We start from the raw sequence: 23309 nt of genomic DNA on the forward strand, positions 1-23309 counted from the left end.
AAATAAAATGGTGACGCGTGTCACTTACTCGTGTCAACATTGGGTGGTCCGCCGTTCGCTCCCCGCCGTCGGAGAGAATCGCCGCGTGCCCGCAGCCCCCGCAGAACCGCCCTCCGACTCCGCCGCCGTACGCCGCCTCAACCTGTCGCGCGCCCTGCGGCACATCGCCGAGCGCGGCCCCTGCTCCCGCAGCGAGGTCTCGGCCGCGACGGGTCTGGCCCACGGCTCGCTCACGGCGCTGACGGCCGACCTCATCGACCGCGGTCTCGTGCGGGAGGCCGGGCTCACTCCGGCGGGCGGACGCGGACGGCCCCGGCGGCAGCTGGAACTGGTGCCGGGACGGGTCCTCACCCTCGCGGTACGCATCACCCGCGAGCGGCTCCAGGCGACCGTCGCCGACCTCGCGGGCGAGGCCCTGCACCGTGCCTCGCTCCCCCACCGGACCCCGCCGGGCGACCCGCTGCCCCTCGCCCGCGCCGTCGCGGACGTGCTGCGCGCGGCCCGGGCGGCCGCCTCGGCCGTGCCGGGGGCGCACGTGTGGGGTGCGGTGATGGCGATGCCGGGTCCGGTCGACGCGGACGGCGCCCATGTGTTCAGCACCGACTTCGGCTGGCCGGGGCCGGTGGACCTGGCGGGTCTCGTACGGGAGGAGCTGCGGCGGGCGGGACCGGGCGAAGGACCCGTGGAGCTTCCGCTGACCCTGGTCAACGACGCCAACCTCGCCGCGCTCGCCGAGTACCGCGCCCTGGCCACGCGCCGCGGCACGCCGCCGCGCTCGCTCGCGTACCTGAAGGCGGACATCGGCGTCGGCGGCGGGCTCGTCCTCGACGGGCGCATCCACACGGGCGGGCACGGGGTGGCGGGCGAGCCGGGGCACATGCCCGTCGCCTTCGACGGGCCGTCGTGCGCCTGCGGCGGGCGCGGCTGCCTCGCGCTGTACGTGGGACCCGAGGCGCTGACCGACGCGGCGGGGCTGACCGGGCTGCGCGCCTCGGCGGGCCCGGACGCGGCGCTGGCGGCCCTCGGCGAGGCCCTGGAGGCCGGGGAACGGCGGGCCCTCGACGCCCTGGACTCCGCCGGCGAGGTCCTGGGCGCGGCCGTGCTCGCCGTCACGAGCCTCCTCGATGTCGACGAGGTCGTCCTCGGCGGCTACCTCGCCGACTGGCACCGCTGGCTCGAACGCGGCCTCGCCGCCCGGCTGTCCGGCCGCCGCGCCCTCGCGGACCGGCTCGTCCCGGAGCCGGTGCCGGGCGTGCTGGGCGCGGACGCGGCGCTGACGGGTGCGCTCACGTACGGGCGGGACGCCGTCCTAGACGACCCGGCGGCCGTGCCGTCGTCGAGCGCGGGCGGCGGGTGAGCGGGGCACCCGGTTGCCCGCTCCCCCGCCAGGGAAGGCTCGCGGTGTGAACGTGAGTCCCGATGCCCTGCTCGGAGCCCTGGTCGTCGTCGCCGGTGCCGTCCTCGTCGCGGCGGGTGCCCGCTGGAAGGGGCGGGCCGTGCGCCCGCCGGCGCCCCGACGGGCGCGGAGGGCCGCCTGGCAGAGTTACGTGCGGGCGCTGACGCGCTCGGCGGAGCTGGCCATCGCCGCCGCCCGCGACGCGGCGGGCCGTGGTGAACCGGCCATCGTGACCGTCGAGTCGGTCGTGCGGCTCGCCCACGAGCGTTTCGGTTACGAGGAGGTCAGCCGGGGGCACGCCGCCGCCGCGCTGCGCCACGCGTACGAGCGCGGACGGTGCGAGGCGGACTGCATGACCGACGCCTACAGCTCGATCCAGTAGCGGCGCTTGACGCCGATCTCGGTGGTGCGGACGTCTTCCAGGACGCCGCCGTTGCGCTCGATGGTGCGGGCCGAGGCGGTGTTGGTGTCGTCGCAGGTGAGCAGGACCCGGGTCATGCCGAGGGCCCGGGCCTCGGGCAGGACGGTGGCGAGCGCCCAGGTGGCGAGGCCCCGGCGGCGGGCGGAGGGCCTGATGCTGTAGCCGATGTGGCCGCCGGCCCGGAGCAGGAAGTCGTTGAGCTCGTGGCGCAGGTCGATCGCGCCGAGGTACGTGTCGTCCTCGACGATCCACCAGTGGGTGGCGTGGACCCGGCCCTCGGGCTGAGGGCGGGTCAGGTCGGACTGTTCGCGGAGCCTGCCGACCCAGGAGGCGAAGACCTCGGGGAAGGTGAGGGCGTCGTCCGCCGCGAGCCGCATTCCGGAGCCGTCCTGGTTGGCGCCGGGGCTCCATTCCGCGTGGGCGTCGAGCCAGGAGGAGTGGAGTCGCGCGGTGGGGGCGATCAGCTGCGGCATGCGGCGACGATAACAGCCGCGGACACCGCACCGACCAGGAGTTTCTTCCTCTCGGAGCGATACGGGGCAAGGAACGGTGGAACGGCCCCGTAGCGCTACTCGCCGGTGACGCCGTCGATGCGCTCGCGCAGCAGGTCGGCGTGGCCGTTGTGGCGCGCGTACTCCTCGATCATGTGCACGAGGACGTAACGGAGCGAGAAGGCCTCCTCGTCGATGTGTCCGGTCACGTCGAGCGAGTCGGCCGCGTCGACGATCGCGCGGGCGCGCCGGCACTCCTCGCGCCACACCGCGAAGGCCTCGTCGACGTCGGCGTCGTCCACGTCGAAGTCGGCCCAGTCGGTCGAGCCGGCCGGGGTCCAAGGGCTGCGGCTGCTCTCCCCGTTGATGACGTTACGGAACCACCCGCGCTCCACCTCGGCGGCGTGCCGCACCAGCCCGAGCAACGACAGCGCGGAGGGCCCGACGGCCCGGTCCCTCAGCTGCTCGGCCGTCAGCCCCTCGCACTTCATGGCGAGGGTGTCGCGCTGGAAGTCCAGCATCGTGGTGAGGGTGGAGCGTTCGTCGGCGCTGGTGGGCGGCTGGGTGCGGAGGTCTCGGGTCGTCATGGGCGCATTCTGCCCGTGCGGGCGCGGCGCGGCCCCTGGATTTCCCGGGCCTCTGGGGGTCTGGCCGAGGGCGGCGCCGTCATGCGCAGCGCGTTCCGAAGGGGGGCGCCTCGGGCTTCTTGTCGGGGATGGCGGTGAACACGACGGTGGTCTTGCCGTTGATCACGTCCCATCCGGCGAGCACACCGAACGCCCATTGCCTCCCGAACCCCCGGTAGGTGGCGAGCGCACCCGAGTCCCCGTAGATGTTCTCCCCGTTCTTCTCCCCGGTCACGACCTCCACGAAGATGAGGTTCTCGAAGAAGGCCACGCGCTTCTTGCCCATGCCCCACTGCATGGTGTGCCGGCCGTAGACGCTGTCCAGCGTTCCCTTCTGGATCGTGGGTCCGGTCGACGCTCCCACCCACTCCACCTCCACCCCGTGCCAGGGGGCGAGGCGGTGTGCGAGACCGATCGAGTCCTTCTCGGGCTGCCAGAGCTCCGCGCGCTCGGCCCCGATCCGATAGCTGCAGGTGTCCCCCTTGGGGCGCACCCAGCCGAGGTCGTGGTGGTTGTAGGTCGGGAGCTTCGGGGGCTTGGGGATCTCGTCCGGCAGATAGGACACGACGGGGACGGTGCCCTCGATGATGCCGACCTTGAGGTCTTCCCACCGCCTGAACAGGTCGTTCCAGATGATGTCGGGGAGCGGCTGGTAGAAGTCCGTTCCCGTGTCGCAGCCCGTGAGGACGTGGCCGGCCGTCAGGACGGTTTTCGCCCCTCCCCAGTTGATCATTCCCCCGAGCGTGCCGTTGCTGTACCAGTCGTCGAAGCGCGTTCCCGGCCGGTAGCCGCCCGCCCGGTAGCCGCCCGGGCACGGGCGGGCCTTTCGTTCGAGGGCCGCCGGCATGATCCCGGTGGATTCGACGACGTCCGTCGGGATCCGCTCGACGGACGCCGTGCCGTCCGGGTGGCGCACCGCCAGGTCCACGGTCGGGGGTATGGAGAGGTCGCCCGGCCCCAGCTCGTGCGGCGGTCTCTTGCGCAGCACCTGGACCTGGATGGCGAGCCGGGGCGTCTGCCTCCCGTCGACGTACTTCCGGGCCATGGTGAGCCCCACGACGCCGGGGCGGCCCAGCCAGTGGCTGACGCCCTCGTGGAGCCGGTGCGGTTCCAGCGGTTCCGGTACCACGGTGGTCACCCCGCTCCGTCGCCCGCCAGGAGCGCGCGCATCCGGTCGGACATCGGGGACGTCTTCGCCAGCGGGCGTTTCGGAAGCTTGGCCGGGTTGTACGGGCCGTCGATCACCGCCGGTTCCTCTGCCCCGTAGATGAGGGAGGAGAGGGCGGTCCCGTCCGAATCGAACACGGTGACGACGTTGGTGAGTTGCCAGTACAGGAACAGCTGCGCGTCACCGCCCGCGGAGTTGTCGAACTCCTGCGAGACGAAGGACGTGGTCTGGGTGTTCGTGCTGACCTGCTGGAGCCTGCTGGAGGAGGCGCTGATGCTGGTGGAGATACCGGCCGAGATGGGGCCCCAGCCGGCACTCGCGTCCATCCCCAGGGCCACCGCCAGCTTCGACTGCTCGGAGGTCGTGGTCTCGATCCCCGCCGTGGTCGTGTAGTTCTCCGTCCGGTGCTCGCCCTTCGCGATGCAGTACGACTTGGGGAGCCGTCGCCAGTACTGCTCCCTGGCGATGCGATTCTTGCCCGACTGTCCGCAGCCGACCACCACGCGAGGCGAGTCGGGGGGAATCACGACGGCCTGGTTGGGTGTCGGCGGTGTTCCGATGCCGTTGGGGTCGAGAAGGTCGGAACAGGTCACGGTGACCCAGTTCTGGGGGTCGCTCCCGCCTGAAGCGGCCTGGAGGACGGCGGCGAAGGCGCCGCTGTAGTAGTTGACGAAGAGGAAGTACCAGCCGTAGTCGATCTGCCCGGTGAATCCGGGCCACGTCTTGCCCGGCTTGACGAGCAGGGACGGATATCCGAACCCGAACTGGTTGCTGCCGCCGGGCACCATGCCCATCCAGACTCCGTGGTCGGAGACGAGGTACACCCCCAGGGGGATCTCCGTTTGATTGGTGAAGCTGAACTGTGCGCTCTGGCCGGTGTTGCGTGACTGGAGCGTCCCCGACAGTGCCTTCTGGTAGATCTCGTTCATCTTCATGCCGCGCCCCCTGCGCTCCGGGTACCGGCCGTGGCGGGATCGGGCAGGATGTAGGGGCCTCGGACGACGGTCGGCTGGGTCGCCGTGACGATCGAGCCGAGGGGGGTGCCGCCGTCCCACGCGAACATCGAGACGACGTCGGCCAACTGCCAGTTGAGCATCATCTCGGGCTTGTCGGCGTCGTGGTCCAGGCTGTACTTCTCGGAGACGTAGGACGTCGTCTGCTCGGTCACGGTGATCTGCTGGAAGGTCGTGGACGAGGTGCTCAGGGAGGCGGAGACCGATGCGGACACGGGCCCCCAGCCGGCGCCGGCCGAGGCACTGACCGCCGTTTCGAGGGTCTTCAGGTCCGAGGTGGTCTCCTGTTTCCCGGAGGAGACGGTGTACGAGTACTCCATGGTCTCGCCGGGCGCGATGCTGTAGGAGTCCGCCAGACGCTGCCAGTACTGTTCCCTGAGCACCCGGGTGGGCGCTTCGCCGCCGGCCGGAGGGATCAGGCCGCAGCCGACCGCGATCCGGGGCGAGTCGGCGGGGAGGAGCAGCCCGCCGTCGATGTCCGGCTCGGGGACCTTGCCGATGTCGTTGGGTTCCAGCAGGTCCCATTCCGTGATGTAGATGCTGGAGGTGCCGTCGGTCGGGGTCGCGTAGACCGCGACGAAAGCACCCGTGTCCGCGCTCGTGACAAGCCAGTACTCGCCTTCCAGCGCCCGCACGGTCGTCTCGCCGCCCGCCTGGCCGGCCTGGCTCGTACCCGGGAGGCCGAACGTTTCGGTGCGTTCTCCCGGGCGGCCTAGGACCCGGTAGCCGACCAACACCAAGGCGGTCATGTTGACGAACCTCAGATTGCTCGGCGTCCCGATCGGATGCGACTGCAGGGTGCCGTTGATGGCCTTCTGGTAGTCGTCGTTCATCTGCATGGTGGATCCCCGCCTCTGTCGCGGAGTTCAGCCTCTGAGTTCTGTCCCCACCTCCCAGTTACGCACGCCCGAGGGGGCCCCGCACATCGAGGCCCCCGGCCCGTCCCGTCACTCGAAGGCCGCGGCCGCCGCCTTCAACGCCTCGGCCACCGTCTCCGGCGCGTCCGGTCCCGGCGGGCCCGGACGGTAGGTGACCGAGCGGAGCCTTCCCTCGAAGCGGAAGGAGCGCCGGCGCTCGAACAGGGGCCAGGAGACGGGGGACTTGCGGTCGACGCCGATGCTGATGCCCTGGAAGGGGGCCATCCCGACGAGTTGGTGGACGGGGGCGGGGGTGGCGCGGAGTTCTTCGTCGACGGTGACGGTGAAGCGCCAGCGCAGGCCCTCCTCGGCGGTGGCGGTGAGCAGGATGGCGTGGGCTCCGGGGGCGAGGGGGCCGGCGTCGGTCTCGTGGAGGCTGCCGTACTCGTTGTACGCGAGGACGAGTCGGCCGTGCTCCACGTAGAGGCTGTAGCCGCCGCCCTGGTCCCCGTGGGAGACGAGGACGCCCTCGCCGGTCTCGTCCACGGCGACGGCGATCTCGAAGGAGCGCAGGGAGGTCAGCCGTGAGGAGCGGTAGCGCTCGAGTTCGGGGGTGCCGGGGAGCAGGGTGAGGGGGCGGGCGAGGCGCTGTTCGGCAGGGTTGCGGCGGGCGAGGGCGCCGCTGTGGTCGGGGAGCGGGAAGACGCCGTTGCGCCAGGCGGCCTCCTCCCAGGCCTTGGACAACTCGGTCACGAGGTCGGGATGGCGGGCGGACAGGTCATGGATCTCGGTGGGGTCGGTGCGGATGTCGTAGAGGGCCCATTCGGTGTCGTCGTAGGGGGCGCCTGGGCGGTGGAGGGTGACCAGTTTGTGGCCGTCGCGGTAGTGGCTGCGGTTGCCGGTCATCTCGCAGTACTGCTCGGGGTGGGTGGAGTCGTGGGCGGGGTCGGCGAGGACGGGGGCGAAGCTGGTGCCGTCCGGCTCCTGGAGCGGGGTGCCCCGGCGGGTGTCGGGCCGTGCGATGCCGGCGAGTTCGAGGAGGGTGGGGGTGATGTCCGTGACGTACTGGTACTGGGGCCGCAGGCCGCGCGCGAGCCGTCCGTCGCGGGCGCCCGCGGGCCAGGACAGGACGAAGGGGACGCGGACGCCGCCGGCGTAGGTGTGGCCCTTGTAGAGCCGGAAGGGCGTGTTGGAGGCCATGCCCCAGCCGCGCGGGTAGTGGACGAGGCTACGCGGTCCGCCGATGAGCTCGGGGTCGCGGTCGACGTCGGGGTCCCAGTCGCCGGGCAGGCGGGGGTGGTGGACGAAGCGGCTGAAGTAGGAGCGGGTTCCTTCGGCGCCGCCTTCGCCGGTGCCGCCGTTGTCGGAGGTGAACACGATGACGGTGTTGTCGAGTTCGCCGAGGGCCGCGAGGGTGTCGGTGAGCCGGCCGAGGTTCTGGTCGATGTTGTCGACGAGGGCGGCGTACACCTCCATGTAGCGGGCGTAGAGCCGCTGCTGCTCCTCGGTGAGGGAGTCCCAGGCGGGCACGTCGAGTCCGGCCTCGCTGTTGCGTTCGGGTAGTTCCGTTCCGAGCGGAAAGAGCCCGGCGGCGATCTGGGCGGCGAAGCGCCGGTCGCGCAGGGCGTCCCAGCCCTCGTCGTAGCGGCCACGGTGGCGGGCGATGTCCTCGGGCTTGGCCTGGAGGGGGCCGTGGACGGCGTTGTGGGCGAGGTACAGGAAGAAGGGCTTGTCGGGGTCGTGCGCGCGCAGCGACGTGACCATGGAGATGGCCTGGTCGGTGATGTCGTCGGTGTAGTAGTAGCCGTCGGGGAACTCGTCGATGTCCAGGGGGCTGTTGTCGCGGACGAGCTGGTGCGGGTGGAACAGGCTGGTCAGCCCTTCGAGGACGCCGTAGTACTGGTCGAAGCCCTTCCGCAGGGGCCAGTTGCGCCGGTCGTCGGCGGCGTTGGAGGCGGAGTCGCGCACGAGGTGCCACTTGCCGACGGCGAAGGTGGCGTAGCCGGAGTCGTGGAGGAGCTCCGCGAGGGTGGGGACGTCGTCGGCGATCTCCATGCCGTAACCGGGGAAGCCGGGGTCGGAGTTGGCGACCATGGCGTAGCCGACGCGGTGCGGGTTGAGGCCGGTGAGCAGGGCGGCGCGGGCCGGTGAGCACAGCGGCATGGTGTGGTAGTTCGTGAGCCGTACGCCGTCCTCGGCGAGGGAGTCGAGGACGGGGGTGGGGATCTCGGAGCCGAAGGGCCCGATGTCGCTGTAGCCCATGTCGTCGACGAGGACGACGACGATGTTGGGGGCCTTGGCGGGCGGCGTCGGCCGGGTGGGCCAGGCGGGCTCGGACTCGGCGAAGGTGCGGCCGATCCGGCCGGGGAAGCCCTCGTACGGGTCGCGGCGGGTGCTGGTGGTCATGCGGGCAGGTCTCCGGTGAGTGAGGGGGCGCAGCGGAAGCCGCCGTGGCCGGTGGAGGAGTCGGGCGTGGCAGCCACGAACCGCGCGTACGGCGTGTGGGTCGGCAGCGGAAGCGGTTCGGCGGCCCCGGTGAGCTTCCCCGCGCACGGGCGGCCGGGCGCGGGGCGGGAGCTCATGCGCTCGCCCCCGCCGTCAGGAGCCGCGGCGGCGCCGGTACGGGTTCGGGTGCGGCGGCCAGCAGGGCGCGGGTGTACGGGTCCCGGGGGTGCTCGCAGACCTCGTCGGCGCTGCCCGTCTCCACGATCCGGCCCCGGTGCATGACGGCGATGCGGTGGCTGACCTGCCGGACGACGGCGAGGTCGTGGGCGATGAAGACCAGGGCGAGGCCCAGGTCGCGCTGGAGGTCGGTGAGCAGTCCGACGATCTGGGCCTGCACGGACACGTCGAGCGCGGAGACGGGTTCGTCGCAGATCAGGACGGCGGGTTGGGGGGCGAGGGCGCGGGCGATGCCGATGCGCTGGCGCTGGCCGCCGGAGAAGGAGCGGGGCCTGCGGTCGGCGACGGCCGGGTCCAGGCCGACGAGCGACAGCAAGTCGGCGACCCGCCGCGCGCGGCCCGCCCGGTCGCCGAGCCCGAAGGCGCGCAGCGGCTCGGCGACGATCTCGCCGACGGTCATGCGGGGGTCGAGGGAGGCGTACGGGTCCTGGAACACCATCTGGACCCGGCGCCGTACGCTGTGCAGCTCGCGGCGCCCGGGGCGCGTGACGTCCCGGCCGTCGAGGAGCAGCCGGCCGCCGTCGGCGGGGTGGGCGTGGGCGAGGACCCGGGCGAGGGTGGACTTGCCGGAGCCGGACTCGCCGACGATGCCGAGGGTCTCCCCGGCGGCGAGGGTGAGCGACACGTCGTCGAGGGCGGTGAGGGTGCGCCGGCCGCGCCGGCCGTACGTCTTGCGCAGCGATTCGGCGGCGAGGACGACGGCTCCGGGCTCCGGCCGGTCGATGCGGACCGGGGGCGGGGGCGTCGGCAGGGGCTCGGTGCGCTCGGCGGCGAGCACGCAGGCGGCGCGCACCCCGCCGTCGAGGGCGACCGGTGCGGGGACGGCGGTGCGGCACCGGTCGGTGACGAAGGCGCAGCGGTCGGCGAAGGCGCACCCGTCGCCGAGGAGGGTCGGGTCGGGCGGGTTGCCGGGGATGCCGGTGAGGCGGGTGCCGGAGGGTGCGGAGAGCCGGGGCACCGCGGCGAGGAGTCCGGCGGTGTAGGGGTGGCGGGGCCGCGTGAGGACCTCGGCGGTGGGGCCGTCCTCGACGACGGAGCCGCCGTACATGACGAGGACGCGGGCGCAGGCGCGGGCGACGACGCCCATGTTGTGGGTGATGAGGACGAGCGCGGTGCCGGTCTTGCGGCCGAGCTCGGCGAGCAGGGTGAGGATCTGGTCCTGGACGGTGGCGTCGAGGGCGGTGGTGGGTTCGTCGGCGAGCAGGATGTCGGGTTCGCCGGCGAGGGCCATGGCGATGAGGATGCGCTGGCGCTGGCCGCCGGAGAACTGGTGGGGGTGGTCGTCGAGGCGGCGGGCCGCGTCGGGGATGCCGACCAGGTCGAGGAGTTCCCGGGCCCGTGCCCGGCGGGCCGCCCGGTCGCCGTACCGGTGGGCGCGCAGCACCTCGTCGAGGTGGCCGCCGGCCGTGAGGACCGGGTTGAGGGCGGTCATCGGGTCCTGGAAGATCATGCCGATGCGTGCTCCGCGCACGGACCGCAGCTCGCGCTCGTCCGCGGTGGTGAGCTCGTGTCCGTCGAGGCGGACGGAGCCCGCGGCGATCCGGCCGGTGCCGGGCAGCATGCGCAGCAGGGCGAGGGCGGTGGTGGACTTGCCGGAGCCGGACTCGCCGACGACGGCGAGGGTCTCGCCGCGCCGCAGGGTGAAGGAGACGTCGCGCACGGCGCGCAGGGTTCCGCCGTCGGGGGTGGTGAACTCGACGTCGAGGCCGCTGACTTCGAGGAGGGCCGGGCCCTCGTCGGGTACGTGACGGGTCATCGGCGGGTCTCCCGGTTCAGCGCGTCGGCGATCAGGGAGAGGCCGAGGACGAGCACGGTCACGGTGATCAGGGGGCCGGCGGCGAAGTGCGGGGCCTGGGCGAGATAGGGCATGGACTGGCTGAGCACGGCCCCGAGGGTGGGTTGCGGGGGCCGTACGCCGACGCCGAGGAAGCTCATGGCGCCCTCGATGAAGACGGCGACGGTGAGGGAGACGGCGATCTGCACGACCAGCGGGTCGGCGGCGTTGGGCAGGATGTGCCGGGTGAGGATCCGGCCGGACGAGGTGCCGCCGACGCGGGCGGCGGTGACGTACTCGCGTGCCCCTTGGACGAGGATGCCCGTGCGCAGGAGCCGTCCGAAGGCGGGGATCTCGGCGAGCGCGATGACGAGGACCACGGGCAGCGGGCCGGGGCCGAGGACGGCGGTGACGGCGAGCGCGAGGATCAGTCCGGGGAAGGCGAGGACCAGGTCGAAGGCGCGCTGCACGACGGTGTCGGCGACCGGGTGGACGGTGGCGAGGAGAGCGGCGAGGCAGCCGAGGACGGCGCCGAGCGGCACGGCCACGGCGATGATGCCGAGGTCGGCCCGGATGCCGTAGAGCAGCCGGGCGAGCAGGTCGCGGCCGAGGTCGTCGGTGCCCAGCGGGTGCCCCGGGGTGCCGAACCCGGCGAGGGACTGGCCGCTCTGGTCGGTGGGACCGTGGCCGGCGAGGAGCGGGGCGAGCAGCCCGGCGGCGACGACGAGAGCGACGAGCACGAGCCCGGCGCGGCCGCGGGCGGTGCGGAGGGCGGCCCGGTAGGGGTGCTGGGGACGGCGGGTGGGGGCGGCAGCGGAGGCGGGCGGGGTGTTCGCGGCCGTTTCGGTCCGAGCGGTCCGAGCGGTCCGAGCGCTCTCGGCGAGCTGAGTGGTCTGTGTGGTCTGAGTGGTGGTCTCTGTGGCGGTCATGTCGGTCACTCCCACCTGATCCGGGGGTCGAGCCAGGCGTGCACGAGGTCGGTGAGCAGTTGGACGAGTACGAAGACGGTGACGAGGAGGAGCAGCAGGTCCTGGACGACGGGGTAGTCGCGGCGGACCAGGGCCTGTTCGGCGAGCTGGCCGAGGCCGGGCCAGGCGAAGATGGCCTCGACGAGGACGGCTCCGCCGAGGAGATGGCCGGTCTGCATGCCGAGGAGGGTGACGACCGGCGGCAGCGCGCCGGGCAGGGCGTGGCGCCACAGGATGCGGCGGGGTGCGATGCCGGCGGCGGTCGCGGTGCGGACGTGGTCCTCGGCGAGGGCGCGTTCGATGCCGTCCTTGAGGTAGCGGCCGAGGACGGCGGCGCTGGGCAGGGCGAGGCAGAGGGCGGGCAGCAGCAGGTACTGCGCCCCCAGGTCGGGCGCGGTGAGGATCGGGACCCGGCCGCCCGGCGGCAGCACGCCGAGGACGACGGCGAAGAGCAGGACCAGCAGGACTCCGGAGACGAACGGCGGTACGGCGAGCGCAGCCGTGGTGACGACCCGCACCGCACCGCGCACCCAGGAGCTGCGGGCTGTGGCGCCGAGGACTCCGAAGGTGCCGCCGAGGAGCACGACGAACAGCAGCGCGCCCAGGGTGAGTTCGACGGTCGCGCCCAGTCCGTCGCCGATCAGGTCGGCGGTCTGGCCGCCGATGGCGTACGAGGGGCCGAGGTCGCCGGTCGCGAGGCCGCCGAGCCAGTGGACGTACTGACCGAGCAGCGGGGCGTCGAGGCCGAGCCGGGTGCGGATGGCGGCGACGGTCTCCGGTGTCGCGTCGGGACCGGCGAGGGAGCTCGCGGGGTCGCCGGGGACGAGCCGGATGAGGGTGAAGACGAGGAAGGAGGCGAGGAGGAGGACGAGGAGGGCGGAGGGGATCCTCCGGAGGAGGTGGCGGCGCATCGCTCAGCCCGCCAGGTAGGCGTCGTCGAGGTTGAGGTAGGAGAACTTGTTGAGGGCGACGCCGTGCAGCTTGGCGGAGGCGACCTGGACGTTGCCGCGGATGACCAGGTCGATGATGAAGGCCTCGTCGAGGAGGAGGTCGGAGATCCCGCTCTGCAGGGCGTTGGCGGCGGCGCCGGTGGCGCGGCTGGTCCAGGCCTCGCGGACGATCCGGGTGTACGCGGCGGAGCGGAATTTGGAGGTGTTCTTGGCCTCGTTGAAGGGGTACGCGCTGACGGCGAGGGTGGACGGCTGGACCTGCGCGAAGCCGTGGCCCATGCTCCACAGGGCCGGCATGTTCTGCGAGATCAGGTTCTTCTGGGCGGTGGCGGGGTCGGTGGGCTGGAGGGTGACGTCGACACCGGCCTGCTTGAGGTCGTACTGGATCGACTCCGCGAGGGCGGTCTCGCCGGGCAGGCCGACATGGAGCAGCGGCAGCTCCAGCCGGGGGTGTCCGGCGGCCTTGAGGAGTTCGCGGGCCTTGCCCGGGTCGTACGTGTAGTGGGTGCGGCCGGTCTCGGTGAAGGCGGGCGAGGACTTCGGCCAGGGCGCGGCGGAGGCGAGGCCGTAGCCGCCGAGGGCCTGCTTGAGGAGGCGCTCGCGGTCGATGGCCCAGGCGAGGGCCTGGCGGACCAGCTTGTCGTCGAGCGGGGCGACGGTGGTGTTGACGCCGAGGTAGTAGGCGCCGGCGCCGGTGTCGTAGCTGGTGAGGGTCAGGTCGGGGTTGTCCTTGACGACGGCGAGGCTCTTGCCGGGGACGCTGAAGGAGAGCTGGGACTGGCCGGAGCGCAGGGAGGAGAGGAGCGCGTCGGCCTGGGGTATGACGCGGAGTTCCACGCCGTCGAGGTAGGGGCGGCCTGGCTGCCAGTACGCGTCGTTGCGGGTGAGGCTGAGTCCGGTGCCGGGGCTCCACTTGGCCAGCCTGAACGGGCCGGTGCCGTTGAGCCGCTTGCCGGTCACGGCGTCCTCGATGCTGTTCCGGTCGGTGACGATCATGAACTCGAAGAGGTCGAAGAGGTTGTTGACCGGGTGGGCGAGGCGGAGGGTCAGTTCGTGGTCGCCGCGCTTGTCGAAGCCGGTGATCGCGGCGGCGGTGGCGCGCAACTGGGCGGCCCTGAGCGGGTTCTGGAGGTTCTTCACCGCGAAGACGACGTCGTCGGCGGTGAAGGGGCGGCCGTCGTGGAAGGTCACTCCGGTGCGCAGCTTGAGGGTGATGCTGCGTCCGTCCTGGGCGTACTCCCAGGAGGTGGCGAGCTCGGGCTGGGGGCGCAGCCGGTCGTCGTAGCGGGTGAGGGTGTTGAACACCAGTCGCTGCTGGAGGGACTGGTTGCTCTGGGCGAAGAGCAGGCTGGGGGTGAAGTCGCTGTTGACGGCGACGGTGACGGTGCCGCCGCGGCGCGGTCCCGCCGCGGCCTTCGGGTCGGTGGCGCCGGACTCGGAGACGGCCGAGCGGCAGCCGGCCAGACCCAGCCCCAGGAGCAGGGTCCCGCCGCCCGCGGCGCGCAGGGCGGTGCGGCGGGAGGGGGTGCTGGGCGTGGAGGGGTACAGCTCGGTCATCGGATGCCTGCCTGTGAGAGGGAGGGAGGGGAGGAGTGGGATCTCCGAACCGGGCACGGGCCCGCGAGAACCGGTGGGGAGGAACGGCTCCACCGATTACTTCCGCTGCGGGAGAAACAAACCCCGGGCAGCGGAAGGGAACTCAGGAACGGGAGAACGCTGAAGGGATCAGGAAGGAAGGTGCGTGCAGGGGAGGTGCGTGCGGGGGAGGTGCGTGAAGCGGAGGTCCGCGCAGGGGATCAGCGCATGGGCCGACGAGTTCCCGGTGGCCGGGTCCGCAGGCCGTAGGCCCGGGGCCGGGCGCACCGCGGCGGGCCGGACGCGTCGCGTTCGGTCGGCCGGAGCCCGGGAGGAATGCGGGGGTGTGCGGAGCGGACCGCTCAGAGGCGGACGGCACAGACCGCGCTGGCCTGTCGACAGAGGTCGACGTGCCTGCGGCAGATGAGGCGCATGTCCGGATTCACGGGAGCAATATGGCAGCGGCTTCCCGACCGGGTCAACCAGGCTTGTCCGCATTCTGAGACACCCTCAGCTTTCCAGCATCCTCCCCGACAGCCTTTCGATGCCCTGAAGAGGGTTCCTGAACAGGGGATTCAGCAGAACCGTGCCCGCCGCGACGGGCAGCACGGCCGGTCCGGCATGTGGACTGACGATCCGTTCGGGGTCGTCGCAGACGTGCGAGAGGTCGACCGCGGCGCCCCGGATCTCCTCCAAATACTCCGGGTCGAGGATGCTGGCCTGCTCGGTGACCACCACCAGGTCGGGGTTGAGCACGTCGAGCAGCAGGGCGACCGCCCGCCCCACCGCACGGGCCCGCTCGCGCAGCAGCCGGTCCGCGCGCCGGTCGCCGGTCGCCGCCGCGTCCACCACCAAGGACACGTCCGGCTCGGGCACGATCCCCCTGCGGTACGCGGTCTCGCCGACCCAGGTGTTCGACGCGGTCGCCTCCAGGCAGCCCCAACGCCCGCACGGGCAGGGCGTGGTGGAGTCCGGCACGGGCAGGTGGGCGACGTCGCCGGCGGCCGAGCCGGGCCCCTGGTGGACGACGCCGGCGATCCCGAGAGCGGCGTCGACCACGTTGCCGACGAAGAGGTGGACCAGGCTGCGGCGCGCCTCGGGGCGGCCGAAGAGGATCTCGGACTGGGCGATCGCGCGGGCGTGGTTGTCGATCCGCACCGCGCGCCCGCGCAGGCCGCCGGTCAGCTCGGCGACCAGCGGCCGGTGGAACCAGCCGAACGCGTCGTGCCGCACGACGTGTCCCCGATCGGGGTCGACCCAGCCGCCGACGGCCGCTCCGACGCCGAGCAGCGGGCGCCCGTCGGCGTACTCGGCGAGGAAGGCCCGCATCTCCCGGGCGACGGTCCCGGGCAGGGTGCGCGGGTCGACCCCGGCATGGCTGAGGGTGCGCCGGGCGAGCACCCGGCCGCGCAGGTCCACCAGGCCCAAGGACGAGGCGGGGACGCCGAGATGGACGCCGCCGGCCACCGGGCCGCCGGTGGCGCCGAGGTGCAGGTCGACGGGGATCTGCGGGCGGCCCACTCCCCCGCCCTCGGCGTGCTCGGGCAGTTCGTGCAGCAGGCCGTGCCGGAGCAGGTCGGTGGCCTGGCGGGAGACGGCGGCGGGGCTGAGTCCGCAGAGCCGGGCGATGGCGCTGCGGGCGACCGGCCCGTGGTCGAGGACGGTGCGCAGCACGGTGGCGGCGTTGGTGTCGCGCCGGCCGTCCCCGGCCATCCGGGGGGCGTGGGGGCTGGGAGAGGTGAAGGTCATGAAGGCCTCGTCTCGGGAGTGCTGCTCAGTGTTGCCACGGCGTGAAATCCCCCGGCGCCGCGCGGACCGCCCGCCGAGGGCGCGGCCGGACCGCCCGCCGCGCCCCTCCGTACCGGCGAATCCACTGGTCACAGGGGGTTTGGTGGAGTCCGGTGGGCGGCTGCCCGGTGCCGGAGGAGAGGCCGATTCAACCACCACGGCGCGATCTTCGCCGGGCCTGTGGATCGTTGACGGTCCGCCGGGAGCCCTGCGATGGTCCTGGTCATCGCCCTGCCGCACCGTTCGGCTCACCGGTGCGCACCCCGAGGCGCCCTCCGGTCTCTCCGGTGTCCGCCCTCTGGCGCCTTCATTACTTCCCCTGCGAAATTAACTCCGCACCCCGTCCCGAAGGGATCCGTCATGTCGACCACGACCGCCCCCACCACCGCCACCGAACTCACCGTCCGCAAGGTCGGCGGCAGGCTCGGCGCCGTCATCTCCGGCGTGCGCCTCGGCGGCGACCTCGCCCCCGAGACGGTCGCCGCGATCCGCGCCGCCCTCCTGGAGCACAAGGTCGTCTTCTTCCGCGACCAGGACCACCTGGACGAGGACGCCCACGAGGCCTTCGGACGGCTGCTCGGCACGCCGGTCGCCCACCCCACCGTCCCCTCGGCCGACGGCCGTTACTCCTTCCCCATCGACTCCGACTACGGCGGCCGGGCCAACCAGTGGCACACCGACGTCACCTTCGTCCCCGCCTACCCGGCCTTCTCGATCCTGCGCGCCGTGGTCATCCCGCCCTACGGCGGCAACACCCTGTGGGCCAACACCGCCACCGCGTACGAGCGCCTGCCGGAGCCGCTGCGCGTCCTGGCCGAGGGGCTGCGGGCGGTGCACTCCAACGACTACGACTACGCGGCACTGCGTCCCGACACCCTGCCGGAGCAGCTGGTGCGCTTCCGCGAGGTGTTCGCCTCGACGAAGTTCCTCACCGAGCACCCCCTCGTCCGCGTCCACCCCGAGACCGGCGAACGCACCCTGCTCCTCGGCAACTTCGTCCAGCGGATCAGCGGCCTGACCGGAGCCGACTCGCGCGCCCTGGTCGACCTGTTCCAGTCCCACGTCGAGCGCCCGGAGAACACCGTCCGCTGGCAGTGGCAGGTCGGCGACGTGGCGATCTGGGACAACCGGGCCACCCAGCACTACGGCGTCGACGACTCCGACGCCCACGACCGCAAGCTGCGCCGGGTGACCATCGACGGCGACGTCCCGGTCGGCGTGGACGGACGCTCCTCGGTCCTGCTCGCGCCCGAGGGCGTGCCCGACCCGGCCTTCGGCATCGCCTCCGGCGCCTCGACGGCGCAGCCCGCCGCCTGATGCCGCCCGCCGCCGCCCGGCCGAGCGTCGTCGTCGTCCTCACCGACCAGCAGCGGTGGGACACCACCGGCGCGCACGGCAACCCCGCCGGGGTGACCCCGGAGTTCGACCGGCTGGCCCGCGAGGGCACGCTGGTCGAGCAGGCGGTCACGCCCAATCCGGTGTGCGCGCCGGCCCGTGCGGCGCTGCAGACGGGCCGCTATCCGACGGCCACCGGGGTGTTCCGCAACGGACTTCCGCTCGGAGCGGAACTCCCCACGCTGGCCGGGACCTTCGCCGAGGCCGGGTACGTCACCGGCTACATCGGCAAGTGGCACCTGTCGGGCGAGGACAACCCCGACGGCCCGGTCCCGCCCGGCCGGCGCGGCGGCTACGAGCACTGGCTCGCTTCGGACCGGCTGGAGTTCACCTCCGACGCGTACCGGACGGTGGTGTACGACGAGGAGGGCGAGCCGGTCCGGCTGCCGGGGTACCGCTCGGACGCCCTGATCGACGCGGCGATCCGTTTCGTGGCCGACCACCACGAGCGGCCCTTCCTGCTCTTCCTCTCCCTCCTGGAACCGCACCACCAGAACGCCACCGACAGCTACCCTGCGCCCGTCGGCTACCGGGAGCGCTACGAGGGCCGGTGGCTGCCCCCCGATCTCGCGGCGCTCAGTCCCGGGGCCGCGCAGGGCGGCGCGCACCGGCACCTCGGCGGCTACCTGGGCCAGATCAGACGCGTCGACGAGGGGGTGGGGCGGCTGCGGGACGCGCTGCGCGGCCTGGGCATCGAGGACGACACCCTGATCGCCTGGACCGCCGACCACGGTTCGCACTTCCGAACGCGCAACGGCGAGTACAAGCGCTCCGCCCACGAGGCCTCGGTGCGCGTGCCGTTCGCACTCACCGGCCCCGGATTCCGCGGCGGCGGCGTCATCCGCCATCCGGTCTCCACCGTGGACCTGATGCCGACGCTCCTCGACGCGGCGGGCCTGAAGGTCCCGGAGGGCGTGCAGGGGCGTTCGCTGCGGCCGCTGGTGGGCGGCGGGTCCGACCCCGAGCGCCCGTACTCGGTGTTCGTGCAGATCAGCGAGGACGTGATCGGGCGGGCGGTGCGCACGGAGCGGTGGAAGTACGTGGTGACGGCGCCGCCCGGCCCCGATCCCTGGTGGCATCCGGACGCCGACCGCTACCGCGAGAGCGAGCTGTACGACCTGGCGGCCGATCCGTACGAGCTGGAGAACCTGGCCGGACTCACCTCCCACCGGCGGGTGGCCGACGGGCTGCGGGACTCCCTCGCCGCGTGGCTGCGCGAGGTGGAGGGCGCTGATCCGGTCATCGAGGCGGCGGCGCCGCGCACGCTCGACCAGCGCTCCCCGGACTCCTTCCCGCACGACCGGCTGCCGTGGGAGGGGGTGCGCTTCGGGCACGCCCCACGACGCCCCGCCACCCGGCCGGGAAGGCCGGGAGAGCCGGAAGGGTCCGGGCGGTCAGGAGGGCCGGGGAGGAAGGGGGGTCAGGAGCCGGACGGTACGGCGTAGTCGCCGAAGCCGACCCAGTCGAGGGCCACGCAGGGCTCGTCGCCGAGCACCCAGGCGTCGTGTCCCGGCTGGACCTCGTAGAAGTCACCGGGGCCCAGCTCCGCGCTGTCGCCGCCGTCCAGGACCACCTTGATCCGGCCGCTGACGACATAGCCGACGTGGTGCGCCTGGCAGCTGTCGGTGCCCGCGATGGGCTTCACGTGCTTGGTCCACTGCCAGCCCGGTTCGAACACGGCCCTGCCGATCTGGCCCTTGTCCGTGTTGAGCAGGTCCAGCCGGCCCTTGCCCCCGTCGAAGGGGCGGGTCTCGTCTGCGGAGTCGAAGCTCCTGGAAACGATTCCGGTCATCGTCGTCCGCCTCCCCGGCGGTGGAACGTGGAACCCCGAGTCCACTTCCAGGCTACGCCGCGAGGGCCGGGCGCACTTCCCGCGCCGGTCGACCGCCCGGCGCCCGCCCGGAACCGATGCCGACCGGCCGCGTCGTGGCCGTAAACCACGTTGTCGTACAAGATCGGCTCGGGCTACCGTGGAGGCATGACTGCCGGGTCGGCCATGGGCCGTGAGCGAGTAGGGCACCCGGCCGTGGCGTGAGCGCCGCCGGGTGGTGGGCGCGGGGTCCGCCGCGGCCGTCCCTCCCGTACCGCGTGTACGGGGCAGGAGACAGTCGACAGCGCTTGCCCGTGAAAGGACCCCCCATGACCGCTGAGCTCAACCACACCGTCGTGTACGCCCGTGACCGGCGGGTCTCCGCCGAGTTCCTCGCCGAGGTGCTCGGCCTCGCGGTCGGTGCCCCGATGGGCCCGTTCCTGCCGGTGGACACCGGCAACGGCGTGACCCTGGACTACTACCAGCAGGGCGACGAGCCGTTCACCCCCACCCACTACGCGTTCCTCGTGCCGGACGCCGAGTTCGACACGATGATCGACCGTCTCGAGCGGATGCGGGTGACGTACTACGCCGATCCGAACCACACCGAGCCGGGGCGGATCAACCACCGTTACGGCGGCCGGGGCGCCTACTTCGACGACCCCGACGGCCACAACATGGAGATCATCACCCGCCCGTACGCGCGCCGTTGACCTCGATCGGCAGCCGGGCGAGACGCCGGACGAAGAGGCTCGGCACGTAGGCGGGGGCGGTGCCCGCCGACTGCGTGAGGTCGCTGGTCGCCGACAGCAGGAGGCGCAGGGCGACCACGGCCTCCAGGCGGGCCAGGCTCGACACCGGCGTCCGCCCAGGCGGTGAGCCGCGCCGCGTCGGCGTCGGGGAGCCCGAGGACGCGGGCGATGACGAGCACCGGGAGCGGCGCGGCGACTTCGGACATCCGGTCACCGCCGCCGCGCGCGGCGAGGGCCGCGATCCGGGGTGCGGCGATCCCCTCGACGGCGGCGCGCCAGGACTCCACGGCGCCTCGGGCGGCCGGGCGGTCCGGGCCGGGGACGGAGGATGGAGGACGGCGCGTGACGAATCAAGAGGTAATGCGCATATCAATGCGGTGCTCTTCTTGATCTTCCCCTGAACGCTTGTTGAACATTCCCCATCTTTGGCAGTTCCACGCATATACGGACGCCCATTTCTGTGCACATCCGGTATCGGGCAGATCTACACATAAAGGCCAGATAAGAGCACAATGAAACCGCGGCACCCGTGCCGCAAACGCGGTCAGACGTGCAGGACGCCAGAAGGAGGCGAGTCGTATGGCCGACGTCTCTCACCGTCCCGGTGATATCAGCGGACACCCCGACGCGGGAGAAATGCGGGACCGTTATGCCCGTGTGCTGCAGACCCGTGGTGTGGCAGCGGTCGAGGAGCTGGTGATCCTGGCCGGCATCTACGCCGCGGTCTCCGCGTGGACCGTCCACTTCGCCGCCGCAAAGCCGGAACTGGCCATCAGCAACCTGATCGTCGGCATCGCTCTCGCCGGCCTCGGGCTGTGCATGTCGATGGCTCCGGAGCGGTCCCAGGACCTCAACTTCGTGGTCCTGCTGCTCGGTGCATGGCTGATCGTCTCCCCCTGGGTCGTCTCCCGGGACGCCGGTACCGGCGCGATCCTCAGCAATGTCATCACCGGCGCGTGCGTCTGTCTCTTCGCCCTCACCGCGGGCGGACTGCTCATGACCAAGAGAAGGACGTGACTCCGATCCTCTCCCCGGAACGGCGTCGCCCTCTCGCAAGAGAGGGCGACGCCGTTCACTCACGTCGCGCCCGTATCTGTGAACGGACACCACCCTGTAACGGATTGACCCACGCGGTTTCAGCCACATAAGTTCTGCGTAAAGCTAGCTCCACAGGGGCAGGCCCCACTCACGATCCAGTCCTTGGGGGGACTAAGTGAACTGGTACCTCGACGTTCTCAAGAAGTACGCGGTATTCACCGGCCGGGCGCGGCGCCAGGAATTCTGGATGTTCGCCCTCTTCAACCTGATCGCGGCGATCATCGTCATGATCGTCGACATGGCTCTGGGCACGTACCCGCTGCTCTACGCCATCTACGGCCTCGGCGTGCTCCTTCCGAGCCTGGGCGTGACCGTCCGGCGCCTGCACGACACGGGCCGCTCCGGCTGGTGGATCCTGATCGACCTGGTGCCGCTCGTCGGCTTCATCATCCTGATCGTCTTCCTCGCCACCGAGGGTGACTCCCAGCAGAACGCCCACGGCCCGAACCCGAAGCTGGCCCCGGCCTACTGACGGTTCCGTCCCGTACGCCGAAGCCCCCGTGCGTCCGTCACGGGGGCTTTTCGCGTGGCGCGGGGCCGGCGCCTCTGCATAGAGCCGGTACGGCGTGTTCGTCCGCGCCCCTTGTGCACGATGGTGCGGGACCCGCCCCCGCCGCCCCGCCTAGCCTCGCCGTCACGGAGCGCGACAGCAGCAACGAGGGGCGGTACCACCGGTGAACTGGCTCATCCACGACTACCGGGAGAGCGATCTCGCCGGCGTAGTCCATCTCATCGACACCACGGCCGAGCTCGGCCAGGAGTCGGTCTTCTCGCTCGCCGAGTGCATCGGCGCCCTGACCTCCCGCCAGCCGGCCGTCGTCGCCGTCCACCAGGGCGTGCCCATCGGCGCCGCGCTGGCCTGCGTCGCCGGCGAGCGCGCCTGGGTCATGCGCATCGCGATCGCGTCGGCGTGGCGGGGCCGCGGCCTCGCCAGCGCGCTGCTCGTCGAGCTGGAGCGGCGTCTGGTGGCCGCCCGGGTGGGCCGGATCGCCTATGTGCTGCCCGAGGAGGAGCTCGTCGGCGAGGGGCTGCTCAACGCCGGGTACACCCGGCAGCCCGCCGTGGCCTACTTCGAGAAGGTCGAGCCGCTGCACGGGCCCGCCGCGAACCTCCTCGACGACCTCGGCGGGCGGCTGCTCCCCGCCGACCTGTGGGCGAAGGTCGCCGGCATGGAGCGCGAGAAGGACCTGATCGAACGGCGTGTCGTGCTGCCGCTCGCCGAACCCGAGCGCGCCGCCCGGCACGGGGTCAGGCCGCCGCGCGCCCTCGGCCTCTTCGGCCCGCCCGGCACGGGCAAGACGACCTTCGCCCGGGCCATCGCCTCCCGGCTGGGCTGGCCGTTCGTGGAGATCCTGCCGTCCCGCCTCGCCGACGAGGGCAACCTGGCGGCCGCGCTGCGCTCCGCCTTCGCCCGGATCGCGGAGCTGGAGCGGGTGCTGGTCTTCATCGACGAGGTCGAGGAGATCGCGCCCGTACGCACCGAGCCCGTGCAGCCCGGAGGGACGCACGGCGTGACGAACGAGCTGCTCAAGCTCATCCCCGGCTTCCGGGAGCGGGACGAGCGGCTGCTGGTCTGCGCGACCAACTCGATCCGCTCCCTCGACCCCGCGTTCCTGCGCCCGGGCCGCTTCGACTACCTGATCCCCATCGGTACGCCGGACAAGGCGGCCCGGGCCGCCATCTGGTCCCGCTACACCGGTGCCCGGCCGGACGTCGACGTCGACGAACTCGTCCTCGCCAGCGAGCTGTTCACCCCCGCCGACATCGAGCACGCGGCGCGGATCGCCGCGCAGAACTCCTTCGAGCGGGACCTCGTGTCGGTCGGCTCCCGCACCGGGGACGAGCCCGCGCCGGGCGCGACCACCCGGGACTACCTGGACGCCGTCGCGCAGTGCCGGCCGACGGTCACACCCGAGATGATCACCCAGTTCGAGTCCGACATCACGACACACGCCCGGTTCTGAGCGGGCGGGCGGCGGGCGGACCGGGGCCGGGCTGCGGACGGGTACGGGTACGGGTACGAACTGGCTCGGGGGCGCCTCAGGTGCGGCGCCGCCGGTACAGCACCTGGTGCGCGTCCCACTCCACGAACGAGCCGGCGTGCGCCATGCCCACGGACTCCAGGAGGTGCCGGGAGCGTGCGTTGGCCTCCTGGGTGACCGCGACGACACTCGGCGTGTCACCCAGGGCCCGCTCGACGGCGGCGGCGACTGCCTCGCGGGCGTAGCCCTGCCCCCAGTGCTCGGGAAGGAACTGGTAGGACACCTCCGTCTCTCCGTCCCGCGCGCCCGCCGCCACGGTGACCAGGCCGAGGACCGCGCCGTCGGCCGTCCGCTCGACGGCGTGGAAGCCGGTCGCCCCGACGATCCGCCGCTGCCGGATGCGCACCACGGAGTCGATCACCGGCCCGCCCAGGTGGCGCCGCACCTCGGGGTCGGTCCACAGTCGCGTCACGGCGGGCAGGTCGCGGGCGCGTACGGGGCGCAGGACGAGCCGCTCGGTGCGGAGGGAGGCGGATGCAGGGGCCATGCATCGATGATGCCAG

Annotated in this window: 23 protein-coding genes; 8 read left to right on the top strand and 15 right to left on the bottom strand. The window is 72.5% G+C overall.

Translation table 11 applies throughout. The annotated features are described in order from the left end of the window. The first annotated feature begins 85 nt into the window (after positions 1–85). Positions 86–1357, top strand: a complete 1272-nt coding sequence (locus tag OG309_RS03080; protein ID WP_329418143.1) for an ROK family transcriptional regulator — start codon at positions 86–88, stop codon at positions 1355–1357. A gap of 52 nt (positions 1358–1409) precedes the next feature. Beyond that, a complete protein-coding gene (locus OG309_RS03085) occupies positions 1410–1778 on the top strand; it encodes a hypothetical protein (RefSeq protein ID WP_329418144.1) in 369 nt (122 codons plus the stop codon). Here the strand turns inward: OG309_RS03085 and OG309_RS03090 are convergent. The 12 genes from OG309_RS03090 to OG309_RS03145 all read right to left on the bottom strand — a co-directional run bounded on the left by OG309_RS03090 (position 1760) and on the right by OG309_RS03145 (position 15670). Further along, positions 1760–2290 carry a GNAT family N-acetyltransferase gene (locus tag OG309_RS03090; protein ID WP_329418145.1) on the bottom strand — a complete coding sequence of 177 codons (531 nt, stop codon included), beginning with the start codon at positions 2288–2290 and terminating at the stop codon, positions 1760–1762. The genes OG309_RS03085 and OG309_RS03090 overlap by 19 nt on opposite strands. A 95-nt stretch (positions 2291–2385) precedes the next feature. Continuing rightward, entirely contained in the window at positions 2386–2895 is a 510-nt protein-coding gene (locus OG309_RS03095) for a DinB family protein (RefSeq protein WP_329418146.1), read from the bottom strand. Positions 2896–2974: 79 nt separating this feature from the next. After that, positions 2975–4072, bottom strand: a complete 1098-nt coding sequence (locus OG309_RS03100; protein ID WP_329418147.1) for a hypothetical protein — start codon at positions 4070–4072, stop codon at positions 2975–2977. Next, a complete protein-coding gene (locus OG309_RS03105; RefSeq protein ID WP_329418148.1) occupies positions 4069–5037 on the bottom strand; it encodes a hypothetical protein in 969 nt (322 codons plus the stop codon). Before OG309_RS03105 ends, OG309_RS03100 begins: the two co-directional genes overlap by 4 nt. Continuing rightward, entirely contained in the window at positions 5034–5954 is a 921-nt protein-coding gene (locus OG309_RS03110) for a hypothetical protein (RefSeq protein ID WP_329418149.1), read from the bottom strand. Before OG309_RS03110 ends, OG309_RS03105 begins: the two co-directional genes overlap by 4 nt. Before the next feature lie 108 nt (positions 5955–6062). Continuing rightward, positions 6063–8378 (bottom strand): arylsulfatase, encoded by a 2316-nt coding sequence (locus tag OG309_RS03115; RefSeq protein ID WP_329418150.1) that lies wholly within the window; start codon positions 8376–8378, stop codon positions 6063–6065. Continuing rightward, the gene (locus OG309_RS03120) at positions 8375–8554 is read right to left on the bottom strand and encodes a hypothetical protein (RefSeq protein ID WP_329418151.1); all 180 of its coding nucleotides are present in this window, start codon (positions 8552–8554) and stop codon (positions 8375–8377) included. Before OG309_RS03120 ends, OG309_RS03115 begins: the two co-directional genes overlap by 4 nt. Beyond that, on the bottom strand, positions 8551–10410 hold the full coding sequence (locus OG309_RS03125) for an ABC transporter ATP-binding protein (RefSeq protein WP_329418152.1): 1860 nt from the start codon (positions 10408–10410) through the stop codon (positions 8551–8553). Before OG309_RS03125 ends, OG309_RS03120 begins: the two co-directional genes overlap by 4 nt. Further along, positions 10407–11357: an ABC transporter permease gene (locus OG309_RS03130; RefSeq protein ID WP_329418153.1), complete on the bottom strand. Its 951-nt coding sequence runs from the start codon at positions 11355–11357 to the stop codon at positions 10407–10409. The genes OG309_RS03125 and OG309_RS03130 overlap by 4 nt, the downstream gene beginning before the upstream one ends. 5 nt (positions 11358–11362) lie before the next feature. Then, positions 11363–12307: an ABC transporter permease gene (locus OG309_RS03135; RefSeq protein ID WP_329418154.1), complete on the bottom strand. Its 945-nt coding sequence runs from the start codon at positions 12305–12307 to the stop codon at positions 11363–11365. Positions 12308–12310: 3 nt separating this feature from the next. Next, the gene (locus OG309_RS03140) at positions 12311–13903 is read right to left on the bottom strand and encodes an ABC transporter substrate-binding protein (RefSeq protein WP_329418155.1); all 1593 of its coding nucleotides are present in this window, start codon (positions 13901–13903) and stop codon (positions 12311–12313) included. A gap of 528 nt (positions 13904–14431) precedes the next feature. Continuing rightward, a complete protein-coding gene (locus OG309_RS03145; protein ID WP_329418156.1) occupies positions 14432–15670 on the bottom strand; it encodes an ROK family transcriptional regulator in 1239 nt (412 codons plus the stop codon). Between the two features lie 399 nt (positions 15671–16069). On the opposite strand from OG309_RS03145, the gene OG309_RS03150 reads away from it, so the two are divergent. Together OG309_RS03150 and OG309_RS03155 are read left to right on the top strand one after the other, a co-directional pair. After that, complete coding sequence (locus OG309_RS03150; RefSeq protein ID WP_329418157.1) at positions 16070–17026, top strand: TauD/TfdA dioxygenase family protein; 957 nt, start codon at positions 16070–16072, stop codon at positions 17024–17026. Next, positions 17026–18549, top strand: coding sequence for a sulfatase-like hydrolase/transferase (locus tag OG309_RS03155; RefSeq protein ID WP_329418158.1), 1524 nt, complete (start codon positions 17026–17028; stop codon positions 18547–18549). The genes OG309_RS03150 and OG309_RS03155 overlap by 1 nt, the downstream gene beginning before the upstream one ends. Here the strand turns inward: OG309_RS03155 and OG309_RS03160 are convergent. After that, the gene (locus OG309_RS03160) at positions 18525–18896 is read right to left on the bottom strand and encodes a cupin domain-containing protein (RefSeq protein WP_329418159.1); all 372 of its coding nucleotides are present in this window, start codon (positions 18894–18896) and stop codon (positions 18525–18527) included. The genes OG309_RS03155 and OG309_RS03160 overlap by 25 nt on opposite strands. A 347-nt stretch (positions 18897–19243) precedes the next feature. Here OG309_RS03160 and OG309_RS03165 point away from each other — a divergent pair, with 347 nt between their 5' ends. After that, positions 19244–19627, top strand: coding sequence for a VOC family protein (locus OG309_RS03165; protein WP_329418160.1), 384 nt, complete (start codon positions 19244–19246; stop codon positions 19625–19627). Here OG309_RS03165 and OG309_RS03170 read toward each other — a convergent pair. Next, a complete protein-coding gene (locus OG309_RS03170; protein WP_329418161.1) occupies positions 19602–19772 on the bottom strand; it encodes a hypothetical protein in 171 nt (56 codons plus the stop codon). The two genes, OG309_RS03165 and OG309_RS03170, sit on opposite strands and share 26 nt — an antisense overlap. 569 nt (positions 19773–20341) lie before the next feature. Between OG309_RS03170 and OG309_RS03175 the strand changes: the two genes are divergently transcribed. The 3 genes from OG309_RS03175 to OG309_RS03185 all read left to right on the top strand — a co-directional run bounded on the left by OG309_RS03175 (position 20342) and on the right by OG309_RS03185 (position 22728). Next, complete coding sequence (locus tag OG309_RS03175) at positions 20342–20683, top strand: SPW repeat protein (RefSeq protein ID WP_329418162.1); 342 nt, start codon at positions 20342–20344, stop codon at positions 20681–20683. A gap of 196 nt (positions 20684–20879) precedes the next feature. Then, the gene (locus OG309_RS03180; protein WP_329418163.1) at positions 20880–21236 is read left to right on the top strand and encodes a DUF805 domain-containing protein; all 357 of its coding nucleotides are present in this window, start codon (positions 20880–20882) and stop codon (positions 21234–21236) included. Between the two features lie 202 nt (positions 21237–21438). After that, complete coding sequence (locus OG309_RS03185) at positions 21439–22728, top strand: ATP-binding protein (protein WP_329418164.1); 1290 nt, start codon at positions 21439–21441, stop codon at positions 22726–22728. Positions 22729–22804: 76 nt separating this feature from the next. On the opposite strand, the gene OG309_RS03190 is transcribed toward OG309_RS03185, so the two are convergent. After that, entirely contained in the window at positions 22805–23293 is a 489-nt protein-coding gene (locus tag OG309_RS03190; RefSeq protein ID WP_329418165.1) for a GNAT family N-acetyltransferase, read from the bottom strand. Between the last annotated feature and the right edge of the window lie 16 nt (positions 23294–23309).

Source organism: Streptomyces sp. NBC_01268, assembly GCF_036240795.1.
Lineage (GTDB): Bacteria > Actinomycetota > Actinomycetes > Streptomycetales > Streptomycetaceae > Streptomyces.

Bases quoted from the DNA above. Each gene is read 5' to 3' on its own strand.
- OG309_RS03090 (WP_329418145.1), bottom strand. From the start codon at position 2,290: ATGCCGCAGCTGATCGCCCCCACCGCGCGACTCCACTCCTCCTGGCTC.
- OG309_RS03095 (WP_329418146.1), bottom strand. From the start codon at position 2,895: ATGACGACCCGAGACCTCCGCACCCAGCCGCCCACCAGCGCCGACGAA.
- OG309_RS03105 (WP_329418148.1), bottom strand. From the start codon at position 5,037: ATGAAGATGAACGAGATCTACCAGAAGGCACTGTCGGGGACGCTCCAG.
- OG309_RS03110 (WP_329418149.1), bottom strand. From the start codon at position 5,954: ATGCAGATGAACGACGACTACCAGAAGGCCATCAACGGCACCCTGCAG.
- OG309_RS03115 (WP_329418150.1), bottom strand. From the start codon at position 8,378: ATGACCACCAGCACCCGCCGCGACCCGTACGAGGGCTTCCCCGGCCGG.
- OG309_RS03120 (WP_329418151.1), bottom strand. From the start codon at position 8,554: ATGAGCTCCCGCCCCGCGCCCGGCCGCCCGTGCGCGGGGAAGCTCACC.
- OG309_RS03125 (WP_329418152.1), bottom strand. From the start codon at position 10,410: ATGACCCGTCACGTACCCGACGAGGGCCCGGCCCTCCTCGAAGTCAGC.
- OG309_RS03130 (WP_329418153.1), bottom strand. From the start codon at position 11,357: ATGACCGCCACAGAGACCACCACTCAGACCACACAGACCACTCAGCTC.
- OG309_RS03135 (WP_329418154.1), bottom strand. From the start codon at position 12,307: ATGCGCCGCCACCTCCTCCGGAGGATCCCCTCCGCCCTCCTCGTCCTC.
- OG309_RS03140 (WP_329418155.1), bottom strand. From the start codon at position 13,903: ATGACCGAGCTGTACCCCTCCACGCCCAGCACCCCCTCCCGCCGCACC.
- OG309_RS03145 (WP_329418156.1), bottom strand. From the start codon at position 15,670: ATGACCTTCACCTCTCCCAGCCCCCACGCCCCCCGGATGGCCGGGGAC.
- OG309_RS03150 (WP_329418157.1), top strand. From the start codon at position 16,070: ATGTCGACCACGACCGCCCCCACCACCGCCACCGAACTCACCGTCCGC.
- OG309_RS03155 (WP_329418158.1), top strand. From the start codon at position 17,026: ATGCCGCCCGCCGCCGCCCGGCCGAGCGTCGTCGTCGTCCTCACCGAC.
- OG309_RS03160 (WP_329418159.1), bottom strand. From the start codon at position 18,896: ATGACCGGAATCGTTTCCAGGAGCTTCGACTCCGCAGACGAGACCCGC.
- OG309_RS03165 (WP_329418160.1), top strand. From the start codon at position 19,244: ATGACCGCTGAGCTCAACCACACCGTCGTGTACGCCCGTGACCGGCGG.
- OG309_RS03190 (WP_329418165.1), bottom strand. From the start codon at position 23,293: ATGGCCCCTGCATCCGCCTCCCTCCGCACCGAGCGGCTCGTCCTGCGC.